Raw genomic sequence first — 20,127 nt, forward strand, 5'->3', positions numbered from 1 at the left:
TATCTTCTCCTCTGATTGTACAGTCATTCCCTTCACGACGCTCTTCCGTTCTCCGCGCCCCGCCCCGCCCCGCGCCCCGCCCCGCCCCGCGCGCGCCGATCTTGCAGTTTCTGTTGTTGATTTGGGTTGATATGCACTCTAGGTCGGGACAAAAAGTGCAAGATCGCGGAGTTGGGTCGGGTGCGGGAGACTCGCGTCGTTGCCGAACTTCAGTCGCCGTCGAGCAGCCAGCGGACCACCTCGATCTTCTCGGGGAAGACGATGTCGTCGGTGACGCTCCAGGACAGCGTGTGCCCGATCGTCCAACCCCGGACCCGTTCCCGGTCCAGCCCCAGTTCGGTGCTGAGCCGGTGCAGTCGATGCCGGACGGCGGCCGCTGAGTGCCCCAACTCCGGGCCGCGCACCATCGGCACGACCGAGAACTCGCGCTCCCCGATCAGCGGCTTCGGGTCGATCGCCAGCCACGGCCCTCGTCCAGCGGCAAGTGCGTCGGCGGCGAGTGCGTCGGCGGCGAGTGCGTTGGCGGCGAGGATGTTGCCGGCGTGCAGGTCCTGGTTGACCAGCACCTGCTCGCCCTGGCTCGACGCCAGACCGGTGGTCAGCTCGAGCGCCCCGTCCAGCAGCCGTCGCTCATACGGTCGCCCGGCCCGTTCCCAGGCCCGGGGCATCCGGTCGATCCAGCCGGCGGCCTCCTGCGCCAGCGGTGCGAACGGCGCGCCGGCCGGTCGCCAGAGCCGGGGGAGCAGACCGACCACCACGTCCAGCGCTCGGTCCGGCGGTAGGTCGTGCAGGGGAGTGCCGGGCTGGCAGCGTTCGAGCAGCAGGGCACGCCGCTCGGGGTCGTGGGCGAGCAGACGGATCGCCGCGTCACCGTCCCACTGGGCCAAGGCGTCGGCCTCGTACCGGCTCTCCTCGTCGGGAAACTGGAGCTTCAGCACCGCCGCAGTGCCGTCGGGCAGGTGGGCGGGGAGCGCCAGTGATGCGTACGCCTGCCGGAAGGGCGGCCCGACCCGTAGCGACCAGCGCTCGGCGCACTCGTTCAGCCACGTCGGGAGTGCCGCCAGCCAGGCGCGACCGGCCTGTGATCCGCGTACCCAGTCGAGTCCCTCGGGCAGATCCATCCGGCGCTCCTGAGTCGTGCGGCGATTCGTGCCGGCCGCCAGGTGATTCAGCCGGGCCACGGCGTTCACACGCCGGTCCACAGTGGCTAGCGTGGACGGGTGCAGATTGGTGTGAACGTACCGAACTTCGCCCCGGGCACCGACCCCGACGTGTTGCGTCGGTGGGCGCAGACGGTGGAGGGTCTCGGCTTCGACCTGTTGATGGTCTCCGATCACATCGCGGTGACCCCGGACGTGGCCGAGCAGTACCCGGCGCCGTTCTACGAGCCGTTCACCACGCTGTCCTGGCTGGCCGGGGTGACCAGTCGGGTTCGGCTGGGCACCACTGTGCTCATCGTCCCGTACCGGCACCCGCTGCTCACCGCCCGGATGGCGGCGAACCTCAACCGGCTCAGCGGCGGGCGGCTCGTCCTCGGTGTCGGCGTCGGCTGGGCCCGGCAGGAGTTCGAGGCGCTCGGCGTGCCGTTCCGGCAGCGCGGCGCGCTGACCGACGAGTACCTGCACACCATGCGCGAGGCCTGGCAGGACACCGACGACTACGACACGGCTGCGATCCCGATCTGGGTCGGTGGCAACAGCGAGGCCGGCATGCGCCGCGCGGTACTGCTCGGTGACGCGTGGCACCCGCTGCGGATCACGCCCGGACGGCTGGCCGAGGCGGTCGGACGACTGACGGACATCGCCGACGAGTTGGGTCGCCCGGTGCCCGCGGTGGTGCCGCGGATCGCGCTCCAGGAGACCCGAGAACCGAGCACCGGCCCGGAGCGGCTCGCCGGCGTCGGCACCATCGATCAGATCGTCGCCGACCTGGACAAGCTTCGTGCGCTCGGCGCGGAGACGGTGGTGCTGGACCCGTTCAACGGCGACCTGACCGAGATCCGCCAGCCCGAACGCGCCTGGCGGACCCTTGCGGCAGTGGCCGCACATCACGCAACCCAGGAGGACCGATGACCCCCGACGACGAGAAGTTTCTCCGCCACGCAGTGGAAATCGCCAGGCGGGCGGGGGCTTCCGGCGAACGGCCGTTCGGCTCGTTGCTGGTCGACGCGGCCGGCGTCGTCCTGATCGAGGACCACAACACTGTGGTCTCCGACGCGGACATCAGCGCCCATCCGGAGTTGAAGCTGGCCCGCTGGGCGGCTCGGGAACTCTCCCCCGAGGTGGCCGCCGGCACCACGATGTTCACCAGTTGCCAGCCCTGCGCGATGTGCGCGACGGCGATCGACCGGTCCGGCCTCGGGCGGGTGGTGTACGCGCTGTCCACCGAGCAGTTCGAGGAGGTCAAGCCGGCCACCCCGCCGCTGCCCCCGGTCCGTTACGAGGGGCCGGCGCTGTTCGACGAGGCACGCCAGCCGATCGACGACTACTACTGACCGGGCCCGTCTGCGGTGCCTGGTAGGTGAGGGCGAGACGACCCGGTGTTGCGGACGCGTGCGCGCCACAGGTCGTCCTGGGTGCCTGTCTTGTGCCAGAGGTGGGCGACGCCGTCCGGGCCGAGGTCGTCGAGGGGTACGAGGAAGTCAGTGGACAGCGTCTTGGCGAATTCGTCGACATCGGCGATCACGCGGGGGGTGCTGGCGGCGGCACCCAGCCGACGCAGCGTCCGGGACAGCAGGACCAGGGTATGGTCGCCGCTCGGCCGAGCGGCCATGAGCGTGGTGACGTACGCCGAGGCGGGGGACGTGGACAGCTCCCGGGAGTGGGTGGCGAAGTCGGCGACCTCCCGTGGCTGCAGGCGCAGGTCGTAGGAGGCGATGGTTCCGCCGGGGCGGTGGTGGAAGCGCCAGGTATCCGGATCGAGCCGCTCAAGCCGGTAGGCCAGACTTCCCTGGATGTGGGGCCCCTCCCGCATCGGCAACGGCTGGATGAATCCGTCGCCGATACCAGCGTCGGCCAGCCAGCGTCGCCCATCGAGGTCGACGAGCAGCGCGTTGTGGTTGCCCCACATCGCCTCGCCGCGGGTAGCGCGCCTACGCGCCGAACTCACCCAGCGCAGCGTGGACCGCTACCTGACCCTCATGCTCGATGGCCTGCGTGCTGGCCCGGACGTCCAAGACCTTCCCCCCGCCGAGATCGGCCTGGTCGACCTCGGGGGCGCCTGATGGATGTGGGACGCGGTCATCGCCACAGCCGGGCGGCCGTCCCCGTTGCGGTGTGACGCAGCCGGAATTGACAGTCGACCGACTGCCGGAGCAGGGTTGAGCGGTGACAACGATGTCAACGGTCAAATGGGAGGAAAAGCCTCCCGCCGCGTGCCGGCCCTGGCTGGTCGATTCGTGGCGTACCGTTGGCGGTTTTGCGGCGCGGACCCGGTCCGTCCGCCGATCCTGGCCGTATGTCCCTTTCCTACCCGACGGTGACCAGCTGAGATGACCGACGTGCCCCGACCTGACGCCGTAACGACCCCCACTCCGGCGGGGTCACCAGACCTGCCCGATCTGGACGAGTTCCTCGTCGACCAGACCCGGACGCTGCTCGACACCGCCCGCCGCTCGGTCCGGCCCGAGGGCGGTTTCTGGTGGCTCACCGACGACCGCACCCCGGATCGTGGCGAACCGATCCACACCTGGATCACCTGCCGGATGACCCACGTGGCCGCCCTCGCCCACCGCAACGGCGACCCGGACGCCGCCGCCCTGGTGGACCACGGGATCGCCGCGCTCAGCACGCTACTGCGCGACGACCGGTACGGCGGCTGGTTCGGCGCGGTGGACCAGCAGGGAGTGCCAGTCAACGACCGCAAGGCCGGCTACGACCACGCGTTCGTCCTGCTCGCCGCCTCCAGCGCCGCGCGCGCCGGACGGCCCGGCGCGAACCGGCTGCTCGCCGACGTGCTGGCCGTCGTGCGGGACCGGTTCTGGGACGACGACGCCGGCGCGGTCCGCGAATCGTGGAACCGGGACTGGACGGTCACCGAGGACTACCGGGGCGCCAACAGCAGCATGCACATGGTCGAGGCGTTCCTCGCCGCTGCCGCCGCCACCGGCGACGCGAGCTGGGCCGACCGGGCCCTGCGGATCGCCACCCACCTCGTGCACGGTGAGGCGGCCCGACACGACTGGCGGCTGCCCGAGCACTTCACCACCGACTGGACGCCGCTGCCCGACTACAACCGGGACCAGCCCGCCGACCCGTTCCGGCCGTACGGCTCCACGATCGGGCACTGGCTGGAGTGGGCCCGGCTGCTGCTGGAGTTGGAGGCGGTGCTGCCGCAGCCACCCCGCTGGCTGCTCGCCGACGCCCGCACCCTGTTCGCCGCGGCAGTGCGTCGCGGCTGGGCGGTCGACGGCGCGGACGGCTTCGTCTACACCATTGACTGGGACGACCGGCCGGTGGTGCGCTCCCGGATGCACTGGGTTCTCGCCGAGGCCATCGGTGCGACGATCACCCTGCACCGCCGCACCGGGGACGCGGTCTACCTCGACTGGTACCGGGTCTTCTGGGCGTACGCCCGCCGCACTCTCATCGACCAGACCGGATGGCGGCACGAGTTGGACGCGCAGAACCTGCCCGCCCAAACGGTCTGGCACGGCCGACCGGACGTCTACCACGCCTACCAGGCGGTACTGCTGTCCCGCGCGGCCGACGGGCTCGGCGGCCCCGGCCCGCTCGCACCGGGGGAGGTGACCGCGTGATCGTCGTCGCGGGTGAGGCGCTGATCGACCTGGTCGTCACCGCCGAGGGGCAGCGGGCCGTGCCCGGTGGCTCCCCGGCGAACGTCGCGGTCACCCTGGCCCGGCTCGACCAGCCGGTACGACTGCTGGCCCGACTCGCCAGCGACGAGTACGGTCGGCAACTCGTCGAGCACCTGAGCGCCAACCGGGTGGACCTGGAGTGGGCGGTACGCGCCGAGGAGCCCACGTCGGTGGCGGTGGCCACAGTGAACGCCGCCGGGCAGGCCAGCTACGAGTTCCGGCTGGCCGGTGCGGCCGACTGGCAGTGGACGCCACAGGAGTTGCCCGAGCTGGCCGGTTCACCGGCGATCGCACTGCACACCGGGTCCCTCGCGCTCGCGTTGGCACCCGGCGCGGACGCGCTGGAGGGCCTGCTCGCCCGGGAACGCCAGCGGGACGGGCTCACGGTCTCCATCGACCTCAACCTGCGCCCGAGCATCGTCACGGATCGGGTGGCGGAGCAGGAGCGGGTACGCCGGCAGATTCGCCTCGCGCACCTGGTCAAGGCCAGCGACGAGGACCTGGCCTGGCTCTACCCGGACCGTTCGGTGGCCGACGTGATGACCGAATGGCGTACGGCCGGTGTGTCCTGCGCCGTGGTGACCCGGGGCGGGGACGGCGCCTGGCTGCTCGCGCCGGACGGCTCGCTGCACGAGGAGCCGGCGGTCCGCACCACTGTGGTCGACACCGTTGGCGCCGGCGACTCGTTCACCGGTGGCCTGCTGGCCGCGCTGGCCGACCTCGACGCGCTCGGTGACCGGCCGGCCGATCGGCTCGCCGCGGTGACCCCGCAGCAGTGGGCGGAGGTGCTCCGACAGGCCGCCACTGTGGCCGCGCTGACCTGCGCCCGCCGAGGCGCCAACCCACCGACCCGCGCCGAGGTCGACGCCCTCCTGACGGCCGCGAGCTAAACCACTCTGCCGGTCGATCATGGACTTGTGGTGGGCGTTTGACCGCACTTTGCGGCATACGTGAGGCACCACAACTCCATGATCGACCCCCGGGAGCGGGGGGATCAGGTCAGGCCGCGGGGTAGGAGCCTCGTGGGGAGCACTGTGGTCGTCGGCGGGGAGTCGTCGCCGGCTATGCGCTCGAACAGCCGTTCGGTGGCGACCCTCGCCAGCTCCCTCGTGTCGTACGCGACGACGGTCAGCGGTCGGGGCATCAGGTGGGCCAGCTCGAAGTCGTCGAAGCCGACCAGCGCCGCGTCACTGCCCCGCCGGTGCAGCTCCTGGAGCGCGCCGACGGTGAGCCGGTTGTTGGCGCAGAAGAAGGCGGTGGGCGGCTCCGGAAGGTCGAGCAACCCGGCGACCGCTCGGCCGGCCTCCTCGGGAGCGATGAGCCGCTCACGGATCAGCGACTCGTCCGGCTCGACCCCGGCGGCGTCCAGCGCCGCCCGTGCCCCGGCCAGCCGCTCCCGCATCGTGGGCACGCTCGGCGCGCCGAGCAGCAGCCCCACCCGTCGGTGCCCCTCGTCGAGCAGCGCGGTCACCCCGGCGTGGCTGCCACCCCGGTTGTCCAACAGCACGGCGTCGGCCTGAAGCCCCTGCGGCGGCCGGTCCAGGAACACCACAGGCATGCCCAGCTCGACCTCGCGACGCAGGAACGAGTGGTCGAGGCCCGCCGGCACCACCAGCAGGCCGTCGACGCGGCGTTGGGTGAAGTCCTGGAGCAGGGCGCGTTCCCGCTCCGGATCCTCCTCCGACGACGCGGTGATCAGCATGGTGCCGTGGGCGGCGGCGATCTCGGCGGCGACGCTGGCGATGGTCGCGTAGAACGGGTTGGCGATCTCCTCGATCAGCAGCCCGACCGTGGCGTTGAGCTGCCGGGAGCGCAGGTTACGAGCGATGTCGTTGCGCCGGAAGCCCAGCTCGGCGATGGCGGCCAGGACCCGGCCGACCAACTCCTGGCCGACCGGCTCGTCGTTCACGACCCGGGAGACCGTCTTCAGGCTGACGTCGGCCCGCCGGGCCACGTCGACCATCGTGGGACGCCGACGCGCTGTCGGCCGGGTCGGGGTCTGGGTCACGGGGTGGTCCTCCACGGCGGGCGCGGGTCAACGGTCGAGGGCGGCGAGCGCGTCGACCGCTTTTCGGGCGGCGATGAGCACCGGATCCCAGACCGGCGCGTACGGCGGAGCGTAGCCCAGGTCCAGCTGTGTCATATCGTCCACCGTCATGCCGTTCCACAGCGCCACGGCCAGCGAGTCGATCCGTTTGGCCGCCTCGGACCAGCCGACGATCTGCGCGCCGAGCAACCGGCCGCTGGGACGCTCGGCGATCAGCTTGACGGTCATCGGCCGGGCGCCCGGGTAGTAGCCGGCCCGGTTGGTCGACTCGGCGATCACCGAGACGAACTCGAAGCCGGCAGCCGTGGCGTCGCGCTCGCGAAGACCCGTCCGACCCACCTCCAGGTCGCAGACCTTCGTCACCGCCGTGCCGATCACGCCCGTGAAGGTGGCGTACCCGCCGCCGATGTTGATCCCGGCGACCCGGCCCTGCTTGTTGGCGTGCGTGCCGAGCGGCACGTGCACCGGCAACCCGCTGACCCGGTGCAGGGTCTCCACGCAGTCACCGGCCGCCCAGACCCCGGGGTGTCCGGGCACCCGCATCCGCCGGTCCACCCGGATCGCACCGGTCGGGCCGAGGGGCAGCCCGGCCGCCTCCGCGAGCGCGGCGTTGGGGCGTACGCCCAGACCCATGACCACGACGTCGGTCGGGATCGGCCCCTCGGCGGTGACCACGGCGGATACCCGGCCGTCCCGCTCCTCCAGGCCGGTCACCGGCAGGCCGCCGCGGATCGTGATGCCGAGGCCGCGCATCGCCTCGGCGACCAGCTCGCCCATGTCGCTGTCGACAGTCGACATGGGCTGCTCGCCGGCCTCCACCAGGGTCACCGAGAGGCCGCGTTGGATGAGGGCCTCGGCGATCTCGACGCCGATGTACCCGCCGCCGACCACCACGGCCCGGCGCGGCTGCGGGTCGGCGTCCAGCCAGTCGCGTAGTGCCGCACCGTCGTCGAGGGTCTGCATGCCGAACACGCCGCCCGCGTCGGTGATCGCCCACGACGGTTTAACAGGCACCGCGCCGGTGGCGTACATCAGGTCGTCGAAGCGCTCGCGGACCTCGCCGCCGTCCTTCAGGTCCCGCGCGACCACCTCGCGGCGTTCCAGGTCGATGGCAGTGACCTCGTGACGCATCCGGACGTCCATCGCGTACTCGGTGCGGAACGTCTCCGGGGTCCGGGCGATCAACGCCTCGGGGCCGGGCACCAGGCCGCTGATCCAGTACGGGATGCCGCACGCCGAGTAGGAGGTGAAGTTGCCCCGCTCGAAGACCACGATCTCCAGGTCGCCGCGGTCACGGCGGCGTCGGGCCTGGGACGCCGCCGACATTCCGGCGGCGTCCCCGCCGATGACGATCAGCCGTTGCGCCACGGGTTCATCCTGTCATGCGGTGATCAGCCGCGGGTCTGCCGCGCGACGTCCTGCACCACGTCGGTGAGTCGGCCGGTGCGCTCGAACACCGCGCGTTGCCGCGCCGCGCCGCTGCCGTGCCGGCGCAACCCACCCAGCAGGTCGGTCACCTCGGCCCAGTCGCCGTGCTGCTCCAGCGCGGGCCGCATCCGCTCCACGAACCGGTCCAACAGCTCCCACGCCGGGCGCAGCTCACCGTTCGTGACGTCGACGGCTTCACCTTCCAGGCCGTCATGGGCGGCCCGCCAGTGCGCGCCGACCAGCAGGTGGTGGTCGGTCTGCAACGCCGGCCGGCCGGCCTCGACATCCGCCATGGCGGTGGCCACCAGCGCCCGGACCAGCGCGGCGACCAGCACTGCGTCGTCCACCGACGGGCAGACGTCGCCGATCCGCAGCTCCACGGTCGGGTACTTCGCCGACAGGCGGGCGTACCAGTAGAGCATTCCCTCGTCGAGCATCACCCCGCTGGAGATCAACTGGCGGATCAGCCGCTGGTAGTGCTCGTGCGACTCCAGGAACGGCGTCGGCGCCACCGACGGCCAGCGCTCCCACTCCACCGAGCGCCAACTGGCGTAGCCGGTGTCCTCGCCCCGGGAGAACGGCGAGTTGGTGGTCACCGCGTGCAGCATCGGCAGCCACGGCCGTACGTGGTTGAGCACCTGCACGCCGGTGTCCGGGTCGGGCACCCCGACGTGTACGTGCATACCGTTGTTGCCGGGGCCGGGAACGAGCAGCCGGAAGCGCTCGATCATCCGGTCGAAGCGGGGCTTGTCCACCACCGGCGGCACCGGGCCGTCCACCGGGCCGGTGCCGATGGCGAGCAGGCGTACGCCGGCCCGCTCGGCGGCGTCGGAGAGCGCCCGACGCAGGACGCCGAGGGAGTGCCGGATCGACGAGAGCTCCAGGCCGGGCGGGCTGCCGATCTCGATCTGACTGGTCTGGAACTCCCGCTCCACCTGTCCGCGAAGTTCGGCTGGCACCTGCTCCATGACCAGGTCCACGGCCGGAACCGCGGCTCCGGTGTGCGGGTCGACGAGCAGGAACTCCTCCTCGACACCCACGGTGAGCAACCCGGCCGCCGCAGCCATGTCGCTGGGCGCCTCCGCCACCTGACCCGTCATCGACATCACCCGTCCGTTCCTACCGTTCGCGGTCCGTCCGCGTTGGTCCTTCGTTGGTTACCCAACGTGGCGATGCCGGGAAACGTGGCGGCGGCGCGTCGTACGGGGCGGGCCGCCGGATTCGGCTGGGTGACGTGACAGCGGGTCCTATGCTGGGCCCGTGCCGGTGCTGCTGGGCTTTGTCGGGGTCGCGTGGGTGTCCGCGTTCGCCCAGCTCACAGTGCTCGCGGGCCGCCCGGTCGACCTGCTGGCGGGCGCCGCGCTGACCGCCCTGGTGCTGCTCGCCGTGGTGCTGGCGGCCCGGGTGCACGATCGGGCGGGCGCGCCCGGTGCCGGTCCCCGGTGGGCCGGGCTCCGGGCCCGCTCCCGCAGTCGCCGCATGCCTCGCCAGATCGACCCGGATGCGGCCGGTCGTCCTCGTCCCCGTGCTCCGGGGCACCCCTGCGCCGCGTAGCGCCTCGCCGCCGCGCGGCCGATCCCGCCGTCACCGGCCCCCCTGCTGAGCGAATACCGCCCGGGGAGGGCCTCACCGGAATCGGACCGAGGGGTTTCCCATGCTTGCCTTCGCACCACTGCACGACGCTGTCGCCGCTGCCGGCAGCGCACTGTCCTGGCTCACCGAACTGCTCGAACCACTGGCCGGCGGCGGAGCGACCGCCGCCGCCATCGTGCTCTTCACCATCGCCGTCCGCCTGCTGATCTCGCCGCTGACCGTCGCGCAGGTCCGCGGCGAGCGGCGCCGCGCTGCGCTCGCCCCACAGGTGCGTGACCTCCAGAAGCGGTACGCGGACGACCCGGCGACGCTTCAGCGCGAGGTGTTCACGTTGTACCGCGAAGCCGGCGCGAACCCGATCGCCGGCTGTCTTCCGTTGCTCATCCAGGCACCGTTCCTGCTGGTGCTGTACCGGTTGTTCAGCACCAGCGAGGGTGGCACCGGGTTGCTGGACGAGCGGTTGGCCGGCGTGCCACTGGGTCACCATCTCAGCGACGGGCTGGCCGGTGCGGCCGGACCGCTGTTCGGCGTACTCCTGGTGGTGTTGCTGGTGGTGGCCTGGTGGTCGTCGCGGCGGGCCCGGCGGGCGTCGGCGGCGGTGGGCACGGTGGCCGGTACGCCGACCGAGGGGCCGGGCGCGGCCACGCTCGGCCGGCTGCTGCCCCTGCTGCCGTTCACGACGGTGCTGGTGGCGCTGGTGCTGCCGCTCGCCGCGGTGATCTACCTGGTGACCACGAGCGTGTGGTCGGCCCTTGAGCAGGCGGTGCTCCGCCGCCCGCAGGCGGTCCCGACGCGCCCCCTGGACAGAAACAGTTAACTGTCTTAATAATTGACAGCAACGTTGACGTCCATGAATGCCCGTCCGGGCCCGGAGGGTCGCATGAAACGCTCCAGATCCCTTGTCCTGTCCCTCGTCGCCGCCCTCGCGGCGACACTCGGCGCGGCCTGGGTGGCGCTGCCCGCGTACGCCGCCGGCGCCACCGCCAGCTTCGTCAAGACCGCCGACTGGGGCTCGGGTTGGGAGGGGAAGTACACAATCACCAACGGCGGCAGCTCGACTGTCAACGGCTGGAGCCTCGCCTTCGACCTGCCGTCCGGCACCACCCTCGGCAGCTACTGGGACGCGTTGCTCAGCTCGTCCGGCCAGCGGCACACCTTCACCAACCGATCCTGGAACGGCGCGATCGCCCCGGGCGCGTCGGTTTCCTTCGGCTTCCTGGCCAGCGGCTCCGGCTCACCGAGCGGCTGCCAGCTCAACGGCGCGTCCTGCGGCGGCGGCACCCCACCCACCACGACGCCCCCACCCACCACGCCGCCGCCGACCACGCCGCCGCCGACCACGCCCCCACCGACCGACCCGCCCACCGGTGGGTTGCCGAAACACCTGCTCACCGGTTACTGGCACAACTTCGACAACCCCGCCGTCGAGCTGCGGCTACGCGACGTCCCCGCCGAGTACGACCTGGTGGCGGTCGCCTTCGCCGAGGCCACCGCGACTCCCGGCGCGCTCACCTTCGGCGTCGACCCCGGGCTGGCCGCTTCGCTCGGTGGTTACACCGACGCGGACTTCACCGCCGACGTCCGCACCCTGCACAGCCGGGGCAAGCGGGTCATCCTCTCCGTCGGTGGTGAGACCGGCCGGGTCACAGTGAACAACGCCGCGTCGGCCGCCGCGTTCGCCGACACGGCCGCCGCGTTGATCGCCCGGTACGGCTTCGACGGGATCGACATCGACCTGGAGAACGGGCTCAACCCGACGTACATGGCGCAGGCGCTGCGCGCGCTGCGAGCCACTGTCGGATCAAGCCTGATCATCGCGATGGCGCCGCAGACCATCGACATGCAGAACCCTGCCGGCGGCTACTTCAAGCTGGCGCTCGACATCAAGGACATCCTCACAGTCGTCAACACCCAGTACTACAACTCCGGCGCGATGCTCGGCTGCGACCAGAACGCTGCCTATGGTCAGGGCACCGTGAACTTCATCGTCGCGTTGGCCTGCATCCAGTTGGAGGCCGGGCTCCGCCCCGACCAGGTCGGCCTCGGCCTGCCCGCCGGAGCGGGGGCGGCCGGCGGCGGCATCGTCGCGCCCAGCGTGGTCAACGCCGCCCTCGACTGCCTGGCCCGAGGCACCAACTGCGGTAGCTTCCGCCCGCCGCGCACCTACCCCGGCATCCGGGGCGCGATGACCTGGTCGGTGAACTGGGACGTCAGCAACGGCAACGGCTTCGCCAACACGGTGGGCCCGCACCTGGACACCCTGCCCTGACCGCGCCCGCCGGCGTCCGGACCGGACGCCGGCGGTAGGCGGTAACGCGGATCAGCGACCGGCGGTCACCGACCGGCGGTCACCGACCGCCGGTCGTCGCGATCACGACGCTTGCGAACCTTGCGGATCGCCCAACTGGCCACCATCACGACGAAGACCGCGACGATCGCGTAGTTGAACCAGTCGCTGTAGCGCTCGACGTCCTGCCAACGGCGCCCGAGCGCGTAACCCGCGCCCACGATGAGGCCGTTCCACACCCCGCTGCCGATGGTGGTGAGCAGGATGAACTCACCCAGCGGCATCCGGTTGGCCCCGGCCGGCACGGAGACCAGGCTGCGGACCACCGGCACCACCCGGCCGATCAGCACCGCCCACCGACCGTGCCGCTCGAACCACTTGTCGGCCTTCTCCAGGTCGTCGCTGTCCACCAACGGGATGTGGTCCAGCCAGCGCTTGAGCCGTTCCTCGCCCAGCGCCGCGCCCAGCCAGTAGAGCACCAACGCGCCGACCAGCGAGCCGACCGTCGCGGCCAGCACCACGAGGAAGACGTTGAACTCACCCTCGTGGGCCAGGAAACCGGCGAGCGCCAGCACGATCTCACTGGGGATCGGCGGAACGATGCTCTCCAGCGCCACCAGCAGCGCCACTCCGACCGGGCCCATCGCCTCGATCACCGAGGCCACCCAGCCGGTCAACCCGGTGAACTCGGACGGGTCGCCAGCCTGGGCGTACGCCATGGGTCGTCCTTCCGGTCGGCTCTCGGGGATCGGATGGTCATACCCAGCGGGGCGTGAGCTACACCTGCGCTCAGTGCTCCGGGTGCAGCGCGGTGTCCGCCGGCCCCTGCCGCCAACCAGTGAACACCACTGTCAGGCCGGCGCGGGACGGCGCGCAGCAGAACGGGCCCGCCACGGCCTCGGCCGTCGGGTCCAGCGGGGCGAGGCGGACCAGTTGCCACGGCTCGCCGTCGACCCGGGCACGGACGGTCAGCGCGTCGCCGGCCCGGCTGACCCGGACGGTCACCTCCCGGCCCGCCCACTCCGGCACCGGTCCCACCGACCAGTCGGAGAACTCCCGGGTCACCACAGCGCCGAGCTGCGCCTCGCCGTCGCTCACCTCGACGCCGGCCTTGGTCCAGGTGCGTTCGTCGACCCGGACGAACGCACCGGCCTGGTCGAACTGCGCCGAGAAGTCGAGCCGGAAGCTCACCTCCATGGCCGTGCCCACCGGCAGCGGCGCCAGCAGGGCCGGGCCGTTGTCGTGGACGAAGCCGTAGCTGGTCCGCCGCCAGAAGTCGCTCTCCGCCGCCGGCTCGACTACCAACTCACCGGCCGGGCCCTCCTCGACGCGTACCGGCGGGTGCAGCCAACTGCCCCGGGACCAGTCCAACGGTTCGCTGGGCGGTACGAGGTCGTTCTCCATGACGGCACGGTAACCAACGCCGCCCACCGCCGCCGCACGGGTTTGCCGCGGTGATCGAACGGAGATGTTCCTTCGGCATGGGTGACCGTTGGTATTCCGAAGCCGTCGTCTACTGCCTCGACATCGACACGTACGCCGACTCCGACGGCGACGGGGTCGGTGACATCCGTGGGCTGATCGGGAGGCTGGACTACCTGGCCCGGCTCGGGGTGACCTGCCTGTGGCTGCACCCGATCCACCCGTCGCCCAACCGCGACGACGGCTACGACGCCACAGACTTCTACAACGTGGACCCGCGCTTCGGCACCCTGGGCGACTTCGCCGAGCTGCTGCACCAGGCGCAGAACCGGGGCATCCGCGTGATCATCGACCTGGTGGTCAACCACACCTCCGACGAGCACCCGTGGTTCCAGTCCGCCCGCTCCTCGCCGGACTCGCCCTACCGGGACTGGTTCGTCTGGTCCGACACCGAGCCGGACGACCGGCACCAGGGCATGGTCTTCCCCGGCGAGCAGGACGAGACCTGGAGTTACGACCGGACCGCCAAGGCGTGGTTCTACCACCGGTTCTACAAGTTCCAGCCGGACCTCAACTTCGGCAATCCGCAGGTCCGGGACGAGATCAAGAAGATCATGTCGTTCTGGCTCCAGCTCGGTGTCTCCGGTTTCCGGATGGACGCGGTGCCGTTCATCATCGAGCTGACCGAACCGGGCAACCCGAACTCCCCGAAGGACTTCGAGTTCCTCACCGAGATGCGCCAGCACGTCCAGTGGCGGCGTGGCGACGCCGTCCTGCTGGCCGAGGCGAACGTCGAGCCGGACCAGCTACCGACGTTCTTCGGCGACGCCAGCGGCTCCGGCAACCGGATCCACATGCTCTTCGACTTCATGCTCAACGGTCGACTGATGCTCGCCCTGGCCCGCGAGGACCCGGAGTCGCTGATCGAGGCGCTCCGCGACACCCCGAAGCTGCCGGTCGGCGGGCAGTGGGCCACCTTCCTGCGCAACCACGACGAGATCGACCTGTCCCGGCTGACGACCGAACAGCGAAACCAGGTGTACGCGAAGTTCGGCCCGGACGAGAACATGCGCATCTACGACCGGGGCATCCGTCGCCGGCTCGCCCCGATGCTCGGCAACGACCGGCGGCACATCGAGCTGGCGTACGCCCTCCAGTTCTCGATGCGCGGCACCCCGGTGCTGCGCTACGGCGAGGAGATCGGGATGGGCGAGGACCTGTCGCTGCCCGGTCGGGAGGCGATCCGTACCCCGATGCAGTGGTCGTACCAGCCGAATGCCGGCTTCTCCACGGCGGACCCGGAGAAGCTGGTCCGCCCGGTGATCGACAAGGGTGAGTTCGGCTACCAGAACGTCAACGTCACCGCCCAGCGCGGCGACGCCAAATCGCTGCTCGCCTGGTTCGAGCGCATGATCCGTACGCTGCGGGAGGCTCCGGAGATCGGCTCCGGCTCGACGACCCACATCGACGTGGCGATGCCGGCCGGAGTGCTCGCCCACCGGGCCGACGGCCCGACCGGGACGATGGTCTTCGTGCACAACCTCAGCACCGAGGACGTCGAGGTGGACCTCAGCAGCCTCGAGCCGGAGTCCGACCTGCCGATCGACGTGCTGGCCGACCGCGGCTACGGAGAGTTGGGCAAGCTCGGCGCTGTGAAGGTCTCCGGCCACGGATACCGGTGGATTCGCCTATGCCGAGGGTCGGCCTGTTGAGGTTAAGCTCCTCCGATCGACCCCAAGTTACCGGGAGGTAATCATGTCGGAGGAGTCCCGCGTCGCCATCGTCACCGGAGCCGCACGCGGCATCGGCGCGGCCACCGCCCGACGGCTGGCCGCCGACGGAATGGCCGTCGCCGTGGTCGACATCGAGGAGGCGGCCACCAAGGAGACGGTGGACGCCATCGCCGGGGCTGGTGGCCGGGCGCTCGGGGTGGGCGCCGACGTGTCCGACCGGGACCAGGTCGACGCGGCGGTGAGCCGGATCGCCGACGAGCTGGGCGCGCCCACAGTGCTGGTCAACAACGCCGGTGTGCTTCGGGACAACCTGCTGTTCAAGATGACCAACGCCGACTGGGACACGGTGATGGGGGTGCACCTGCGCGGCGCGTTCCTGTTCAGCCAGGCCGCCCAGAAGCACATGGTGGACCGGAAGTGGGGGCGGATCGTCAACCTCTCCAGCACCTCCGCGCTGGGCAACCGGGGCCAGGCGAACTACGCCGCCGCCAAGGCCGGTCTCCAGGGCTTCACCAAGACGCTCGCCATCGAGCTGGGGCCGTTCGGGGTGACAGTGAACGCTGTCGCACCCGGCTTCATCGTCACCGACATGACCGCGGCCACCGCCGCCCGGATGAAGGTCGACTTCGACGACTTCCAGAAGCACGCCGCCGCCGAGATCCCGGTCCGTCGCCCGGGCCGGCCGGAGGACGTCGCGCACACCATCTCGTTCCTGGCGAGCGAGGGCGCAGGCTTCGTCTCGGGCCAGGTCATCTACGTCGCGGGCGGCCCACGGGACTGACCCGTACTCCCGACGGGGGCGTTCCGGCAGGTGAGCCGGCGCCCTCGTCGCCGGGTCCGCGCCCGGTCGCGCGGCGGGTCAGCGGGTGCGGCGGGTCAGGCGGGTCAGGCGGGTGCGTGGCGGGTGCGCCAGAGCCAGATCAGGCCGAGCACCGGCAGCACCAGCGGGATGTAGCCGTAACCGCTGCCGAACTGCGACCAGACCGTCTCGTCCGGGAAGAGGTCCTTGTCGACCAGGCTCAGGATGCCGACCGCGACCACCCCGACCAGCTCCACCGAGCAGCACGCCAGCGCGACCTGACGGCCGGTGTGCCCGGCGCGGGCCAGCCCCACCGCCGCCACGATGTAGATGAGCGCGGCCACCCCGGAGAGCAGGTACGCCACCGGCGCCTCGTCGAACTTGGTGGCGATCTGCAGACCCGCCCGACTCGTCGCCGCGATCGCGAAGAGCAGGTAGACAGCGATCAACAGCCGACCCGGGCCGGAGTTCGTACGCTGCCGAGCCGATCCTGTCTCAACCACCGAGCACCTCCCAGGTCTGCTGCAACCGGACCACCACCACAGGGGTCACCAGGCAGACCGCGCACACGATCGCCGAGCCCCAGCGGGTCGGTTCCATCCGGGCCAGCACCCAGGCCAGTGGCGGCAGGCACACCAGCGTGACCAGGTAGCCGAAGAAGGCGCCGGGCTCGCCGGGCCGATCCCCGCCGCCGACCGCGACGAGCGCCAGCACGCTCAACACCAACAACGCCACTTCGAGTACGGCCAGACCGACGAACTGCAACCGGTCCGGTGGCCGGTGGCGTACCGCCGCCAGCAGCGCCCACACCGCCACGAGCAGCGACAGCACGATCGGCACTGTCGCGACGATCCCGTCCACCGGCGAATCGGCGGCCACGCTGGTCACCGGCACCACCCGGTCGTTGCCTCGGTCACCGGCACAGCCTACTAACCGTCGTAGTAAAGGGGGTGCCCTGCCTCTCCGCGTGTGACGCGTGCCCGTCGAGAGGTGGCAAGGAGCAGGTCCGGTCGGTCGTTTCCGAATCTGGAAGTGAAGGTGAGCTGCTTCGATTGGTCGAACCCGCCGCCGTCATGGCCGCCCGGGCGACTAGCGTGGATCACGTCCGTGGCGTTGTCGCGGTGCGGGGAAACAGCGGAGGTACACGTGCTGCGGTTCGGCTTGTTCGGCACCGGTCACTGGGCGATCGAGACGCACGGGAAGGCGCTGCACGCACATCCCGACGCGGAGCTGGTCGGGGTTTGGGGCCGCAACCCGGAGCGGGCCTCCGCGCTGGCCGAGCGGTACGGCGTGCCCGCCTACGCCGACGTCGACGCGCTGATCGAACAGTGCGAGGCGATCGCCGTCGCCCTGCCGCCGGACATCCAGGCCGACATCGCGGTCCGGGCCGCCCGCGCCGGCCGCCACCTGCTGCTCGACAAGCCGCTGGCGCTCAGCGTGGCCGACGCCGACCGGGTCGTGGCCGCCGCCGAGGAATCCGGGGTCGCCTCGGTCGTCTTCTTCACCCAGCGGTTCCAGCCGAACGTGACAGCGTTCCTCGCCGCCACCGCCGCCGCCGGGGGCTGGCAGCACGGCCGGACCACAGCGTTCGCCTCGATCTTTCAGGACGGCAGCCCGTACGGCGGCTCGTTGTGGCGTCGTGAGCACGGGGCGCTCTGGGACATCGCCCCGCACGCGCTCTCGATCCTCCTGCCGGTGCTGGGCCGGGTGACGCAGGTGGCGGCAATGGACGGACCGAGCGGGATGGTGCATCTGCTGCTCACCCACGAGGGCGGTGCCACGAGCAGCGCCTCGCTGTCCCTGGACGCCCCGACCGAGTCGATGGCCCGGGAGTTCGTGTTCTACGGCGAGAACGGCATCGAGAACGTCCCGTTCGGCGAGAACGACGCCGCCACCGCGTTCGGCGTCGCCATCGACCAGCTCGTCGAGCAGGTGCGGACCGGCACCCGGGACCACCGCTGCGACGTCCGCTTCGGCCGCGAGGTCGTCGCCATCCTCGCCGCCGCCGAAACCGCCCGCGCCGAATCCCGCACCATCCCCATCCCCTAACCCCCTCCGGGTGCCGTCCCACCCCACCAGCTCAGGTTGTGCTTGAAGAGCCTGATGTCTGTGAGTCATCCTGATGACTCACAGACATCAGGCTCTTCAGCATGTATGGGCCCGGCTGCCCGCCGGGCACCCCCGACTGGCCGCTGCCGCGGCACGCCCGAGACTGACCGGCCGAGGTTCTGCGACTCCGACACTGATCAAGAAGTTTGCGTCACGACACGCCACAGGGCACGACGCAAACCTCTTGATCACCGAAGCCGGGCCGGGCCGGGCCGGGCCGGGCCGGGGCGGGCCGGGGCGGGGTGGGGTGGGGTCGGTTCAGGTGGGGGTGGAGAGGGCGGCGTTTAGTTCGTCGGGGGAGTTGAACTGGTCGGGTGGTAGGGCCTGGAGCATCTGCAACATAGCCGTGCTGGCCCCGTTCTCCTGACCCCAGCGGATCAGGTCCTCCCGGGAGACCGGGTAGTCGAGCCCGGCCAGGTACTCCTGCAACTGAACCCCCGTGACGGTCATGTCGGCCGGCTACCCGCTCGCGGTGGTCGTACACCGGCGTGGTTGGGGCCCACGACGGCCCAGCGGCCGGCGTGTCGGCCCGCGACGCGCGCACGGTTTGCCGCAGCGGCGGCCGGGTAGCCGCTGGCATGCTGGTTCAGCGGCTCGGCGCGCCGAGCGATTTCGACCCGTTGCTGGAGCGCGTTCGCAACGCCAGGGTGGTGATGATCGGTGAGTCCACCCACGGCAGTTACGACTACTACCGGTTGCGTGAGCAGCTCACCCGCCGGTTGATCGCGGAGTGCGGTTTCTCCTTCGTCGCTGTGGAGGGTGACTGGCCAGACTGCGACCGGGTGCACCGGTCGGTGACTGCCGCGCCGGGCGGCGCGCTCGAACCACAGCTCGCATTAGAGGCGTTTGAGCGATGGCCGACGTGGATGTGGGCCAATGCCGAGGTGGCCCGCTTCGCGAGCTGGTTGCGGGCCTGGAACGTGGAGCGGCCGGAGGAGCAGCGGGCCGGGTTCCACGGGCTCGACGTGTACAGCCTCTGGGAGTCGATGCAGGCGATCTTCGACTACCTGGGCGAGGAGGACCCGAAGTCGCTGGAGGCGGCGCAGGACGCGTACCGGTGTTTCGAGCCGTACGGCAAGAGGGTCGAGGAGTACGGCGCGGCCAGCCGGTTCGTCTCCGCCCGGTGCGAGGAGGAGGTCGTCCGGTTGCTCGCCCGGACCCGCGAACACGCCCTCTCCGACGGGCCGGACCGCTTCTCGGCCTGGCAGAACGCGGAGGTGGTGGCCGGCGCCGAGCGCTACTACCGGGCGATGGTGGCCGGCGGGCCGGACTCGTGGAACATCCGCGATACCCACATGCAGGACACCCTGGACCGGTTGTTGGACCGCTACGGCCCGGACGCCCGGGGCATCGTCTGGGCGCACAACACGCACGTCGGGGATGCGCGGGCCACCGACATGGCCGCCGACGGGATGGTCAACATTGGTCAGTTGGCCCGGGAGCGGCACGGCGAGGACGCGGTGGCACTGGTCGGCTTCGGCAGCTACCGGGGCACTGTGATCGCCGCGCCCCGCTGGGGGTCGCCGCCCGAGGCGATGGTGGTGCCCCCGGCTCGGGAGGGCTCGATCGAGCGGCGGTTGCACGAGCTGATGCCGGAGCGGGCGGTGCTGATCTTCGGCGGTGACGACCAGCCGGGCTGGGTCACCGACACCGTGGACCACCGGGCGATCGGGGTCGTCTACGACCCGTCGTTCGAGTCCTGGGGCAACTACGTGCCCACCCGGCTCGGCGACCGCTACGACGCCTTCATCTGGTGCGACGACACCACGGCCCTGCACCCGCTACCGGTGCCAGCGGTCCCCGGCGAGATGGAAACCTACCCGGCAGGCGTCTGACGGCCACCTGCTCGCGTCGATCAAGGAGTTGTGGTGCTGGACGAAGGCCTCTGATCGG

The 20,127-nt window shown here is 71.1% G+C and carries 21 protein-coding genes; 11 read left to right on the forward strand and 10 right to left on the reverse strand.

The genetic code is table 11. The annotated features are described in order from the left end of the window. Positions 1 to 209: 209 nt before the first annotated feature. Positions 210 to 1,121: an aminoglycoside phosphotransferase family protein gene (locus AB0C19_RS14850; protein WP_357184732.1), complete on the reverse strand. Its 912-nt coding sequence runs from the start codon at positions 1,119 to 1,121 to the stop codon at positions 210 to 212. A gap of 99 nt (positions 1,122 to 1,220) precedes the next feature. On the opposite strand from AB0C19_RS14850, the gene AB0C19_RS14855 reads away from it, so the two are divergent. Both AB0C19_RS14855 and AB0C19_RS14860 read left to right on the forward strand, forming a co-directional pair. Further along, complete coding sequence (locus AB0C19_RS14855) at positions 1,221 to 2,072, forward strand: LLM class flavin-dependent oxidoreductase (RefSeq protein WP_357184735.1); 852 nt, start codon at positions 1,221 to 1,223, stop codon at positions 2,070 to 2,072. Then, entirely contained in the window at positions 2,069 to 2,494 is a 426-nt protein-coding gene (locus AB0C19_RS14860) for a nucleoside deaminase (RefSeq protein ID WP_091405997.1), read from the forward strand. The genes AB0C19_RS14855 and AB0C19_RS14860 overlap by 4 nt, the downstream gene beginning before the upstream one ends. Here the strand turns inward: AB0C19_RS14860 and AB0C19_RS14865 are convergent. Beyond that, positions 2,488 to 3,108, reverse strand: coding sequence for an arylamine N-acetyltransferase (locus AB0C19_RS14865; protein WP_357184739.1), 621 nt, complete (start codon positions 3,106 to 3,108; stop codon positions 2,488 to 2,490). The genes AB0C19_RS14860 and AB0C19_RS14865 overlap by 7 nt on opposite strands. A 382-nt stretch (positions 3,109 to 3,490) precedes the next feature. Between AB0C19_RS14865 and AB0C19_RS14870 the strand changes: the two genes are divergently transcribed. Together AB0C19_RS14870 and AB0C19_RS14875 are read left to right on the forward strand one after the other, a co-directional pair. After that, the gene (locus AB0C19_RS14870; protein ID WP_357184742.1) at positions 3,491 to 4,756 is read left to right on the forward strand and encodes an AGE family epimerase/isomerase; all 1,266 of its coding nucleotides are present in this window, start codon (positions 3,491 to 3,493) and stop codon (positions 4,754 to 4,756) included. Further along, positions 4,753 to 5,706, forward strand: coding sequence for a carbohydrate kinase (locus AB0C19_RS14875; RefSeq protein ID WP_357184745.1), 954 nt, complete (start codon positions 4,753 to 4,755; stop codon positions 5,704 to 5,706). Before AB0C19_RS14870 ends, AB0C19_RS14875 begins: the two co-directional genes overlap by 4 nt. Before the next feature lie 104 nt (positions 5,707 to 5,810). Here the strand turns inward: AB0C19_RS14875 and AB0C19_RS14880 are convergent, their stop codons facing one another. The 3 genes from AB0C19_RS14880 to AB0C19_RS14890 form a co-directional block, all read right to left on the reverse strand. Beyond that, a complete protein-coding gene (locus AB0C19_RS14880; protein ID WP_357185260.1) occupies positions 5,811 to 6,779 on the reverse strand; it encodes a LacI family DNA-binding transcriptional regulator in 969 nt (322 codons plus the stop codon). Between the two features lie 72 nt (positions 6,780 to 6,851). After that, on the reverse strand, positions 6,852 to 8,231 hold the full coding sequence (locus AB0C19_RS14885) for an FAD-dependent oxidoreductase (protein WP_357184749.1): 1,380 nt from the start codon (positions 8,229 to 8,231) through the stop codon (positions 6,852 to 6,854). Positions 8,232 to 8,254: 23 nt separating this feature from the next. Further along, entirely contained in the window at positions 8,255 to 9,391 is a 1,137-nt protein-coding gene (locus AB0C19_RS14890; protein ID WP_357184752.1) for a glutamate--cysteine ligase, read from the reverse strand. Between the two features lie 160 nt (positions 9,392 to 9,551). Here AB0C19_RS14890 and AB0C19_RS14895 point away from each other — a divergent pair, with 160 nt between their 5' ends. The 3 genes from AB0C19_RS14895 to AB0C19_RS14905 all read left to right on the forward strand — a co-directional run bounded on the left by AB0C19_RS14895 (position 9,552) and on the right by AB0C19_RS14905 (position 12,153). Continuing rightward, positions 9,552 to 9,845 carry a DUF6412 domain-containing protein gene (locus tag AB0C19_RS14895; protein ID WP_357184755.1) on the forward strand — a complete coding sequence of 98 codons (294 nt, stop codon included), beginning with the start codon at positions 9,552 to 9,554 and terminating at the stop codon, positions 9,843 to 9,845. A 100-nt stretch (positions 9,846 to 9,945) separates the two neighbouring features. After that, positions 9,946 to 10,701: a membrane protein insertase YidC gene (gene yidC / locus AB0C19_RS14900; RefSeq protein ID WP_357184758.1), complete on the forward strand. Its 756-nt coding sequence runs from the start codon at positions 9,946 to 9,948 to the stop codon at positions 10,699 to 10,701. A 63-nt stretch (positions 10,702 to 10,764) separates the two neighbouring features. Then, a complete protein-coding gene (locus AB0C19_RS14905) occupies positions 10,765 to 12,153 on the forward strand; it encodes a cellulose binding domain-containing protein (RefSeq protein WP_357184762.1) in 1,389 nt (462 codons plus the stop codon). Positions 12,154 to 12,218: 65 nt separating this feature from the next. Here the strand turns inward: AB0C19_RS14905 and AB0C19_RS14910 are convergent, their stop codons facing one another. Together AB0C19_RS14910 and AB0C19_RS14915 are read right to left on the reverse strand one after the other, a co-directional pair. Beyond that, positions 12,219 to 12,890 carry a DedA family protein gene (locus AB0C19_RS14910; protein WP_357184765.1) on the reverse strand — a complete coding sequence of 224 codons (672 nt, stop codon included), beginning with the start codon at positions 12,888 to 12,890 and terminating at the stop codon, positions 12,219 to 12,221. Between the two features lie 70 nt (positions 12,891 to 12,960). After that, positions 12,961 to 13,575: a DUF1349 domain-containing protein gene (locus AB0C19_RS14915; protein ID WP_357184768.1), complete on the reverse strand. Its 615-nt coding sequence runs from the start codon at positions 13,573 to 13,575 to the stop codon at positions 12,961 to 12,963. Between the two features lie 77 nt (positions 13,576 to 13,652). On the opposite strand from AB0C19_RS14915, the gene AB0C19_RS14920 reads away from it, so the two are divergent. Further along, positions 13,653 to 15,305 carry an alpha-amylase family protein gene (locus tag AB0C19_RS14920; protein ID WP_357185263.1) on the forward strand — a complete coding sequence of 551 codons (1,653 nt, stop codon included), beginning with the start codon at positions 13,653 to 13,655 and terminating at the stop codon, positions 15,303 to 15,305. A 43-nt stretch (positions 15,306 to 15,348) separates the two neighbouring features. Further along, a complete protein-coding gene (gene fabG, locus AB0C19_RS14925; protein WP_357184771.1) occupies positions 15,349 to 16,107 on the forward strand; it encodes a 3-oxoacyl-ACP reductase FabG in 759 nt (252 codons plus the stop codon). Positions 16,108 to 16,211: 104 nt separating this feature from the next. On the opposite strand, the gene AB0C19_RS14930 is transcribed toward fabG, so the two are convergent. Beyond that, the gene (locus AB0C19_RS14930) at positions 16,212 to 16,628 is read right to left on the reverse strand and encodes a hypothetical protein (RefSeq protein WP_357184774.1); all 417 of its coding nucleotides are present in this window, start codon (positions 16,626 to 16,628) and stop codon (positions 16,212 to 16,214) included. Next, on the reverse strand, positions 16,621 to 17,013 hold the full coding sequence (locus AB0C19_RS14935; RefSeq protein ID WP_357184777.1) for a hypothetical protein: 393 nt from the start codon (positions 17,011 to 17,013) through the stop codon (positions 16,621 to 16,623). The genes AB0C19_RS14930 and AB0C19_RS14935 overlap by 8 nt, the downstream gene beginning before the upstream one ends. Positions 17,014 to 17,271: 258 nt before the next feature. Here AB0C19_RS14935 and AB0C19_RS14940 point away from each other — a divergent pair, with 258 nt between their 5' ends. After that, the gene (locus AB0C19_RS14940) at positions 17,272 to 18,174 is read left to right on the forward strand and encodes a Gfo/Idh/MocA family oxidoreductase (RefSeq protein WP_357184779.1); all 903 of its coding nucleotides are present in this window, start codon (positions 17,272 to 17,274) and stop codon (positions 18,172 to 18,174) included. A 318-nt stretch (positions 18,175 to 18,492) separates the two neighbouring features. Here the strand turns inward: AB0C19_RS14940 and AB0C19_RS14945 are convergent, their stop codons facing one another. Beyond that, on the reverse strand, positions 18,493 to 18,684 hold the full coding sequence (locus AB0C19_RS14945) for a DUF2795 domain-containing protein (RefSeq protein ID WP_238670564.1): 192 nt from the start codon (positions 18,682 to 18,684) through the stop codon (positions 18,493 to 18,495). A 128-nt stretch (positions 18,685 to 18,812) separates the two neighbouring features. Here AB0C19_RS14945 and AB0C19_RS14950 point away from each other — a divergent pair, with 128 nt between their 5' ends. Further along, entirely contained in the window at positions 18,813 to 20,069 is a 1,257-nt protein-coding gene (locus tag AB0C19_RS14950; RefSeq protein WP_357184783.1) for an erythromycin esterase family protein, read from the forward strand. Positions 20,070 to 20,127 lie beyond the last annotated feature (58 nt).

It is taken from the genome of Micromonospora sp. NPDC048842 (genome assembly GCF_040649935.1).
Classification (GTDB): Bacteria; Actinomycetota; Actinomycetes; order Mycobacteriales; family Micromonosporaceae; genus Micromonospora; species Micromonospora hortensis.

Coding starts and splice junctions, on each gene's coding strand:
- AB0C19_RS14920 (WP_357185263.1), top strand. CDS start 13,653: ATGGGTGACCGTTGGTATTCCGAAGCCGTCGTCTACTGCCTCGACATC.
- AB0C19_RS14910 (WP_357184765.1), bottom strand. CDS start 12,890: ATGGCGTACGCCCAGGCTGGCGACCCGTCCGAGTTCACCGGGTTGACC.
- AB0C19_RS14945 (WP_238670564.1), bottom strand. CDS start 18,684: ATGACCGTCACGGGGGTTCAGTTGCAGGAGTACCTGGCCGGGCTCGAC.
- fabG (WP_357184771.1), top strand. CDS start 15,349: ATGTCGGAGGAGTCCCGCGTCGCCATCGTCACCGGAGCCGCACGCGGC.
- AB0C19_RS14850 (WP_357184732.1), bottom strand. CDS start 1,121: ATGGATCTGCCCGAGGGACTCGACTGGGTACGCGGATCACAGGCCGGT.
- AB0C19_RS14870 (WP_357184742.1), top strand. CDS start 3,491: ATGACCGACGTGCCCCGACCTGACGCCGTAACGACCCCCACTCCGGCG.
- yidC (WP_357184758.1), top strand. CDS start 9,946: ATGCTTGCCTTCGCACCACTGCACGACGCTGTCGCCGCTGCCGGCAGC.
- AB0C19_RS14890 (WP_357184752.1), bottom strand. CDS start 9,391: ATGACGGGTCAGGTGGCGGAGGCGCCCAGCGACATGGCTGCGGCGGCC.
- AB0C19_RS14860 (WP_091405997.1), top strand. CDS start 2,069: ATGACCCCCGACGACGAGAAGTTTCTCCGCCACGCAGTGGAAATCGCC.
- AB0C19_RS14915 (WP_357184768.1), bottom strand. CDS start 13,575: ATGGAGAACGACCTCGTACCGCCCAGCGAACCGTTGGACTGGTCCCGG.
- AB0C19_RS14905 (WP_357184762.1), top strand. CDS start 10,765: ATGAAACGCTCCAGATCCCTTGTCCTGTCCCTCGTCGCCGCCCTCGCG.
- AB0C19_RS14950 (WP_357184783.1), top strand. CDS start 18,813: ATGCTGGTTCAGCGGCTCGGCGCGCCGAGCGATTTCGACCCGTTGCTG.
- AB0C19_RS14880 (WP_357185260.1), bottom strand. CDS start 6,779: ATGGTCGACGTGGCCCGGCGGGCCGACGTCAGCCTGAAGACGGTCTCC.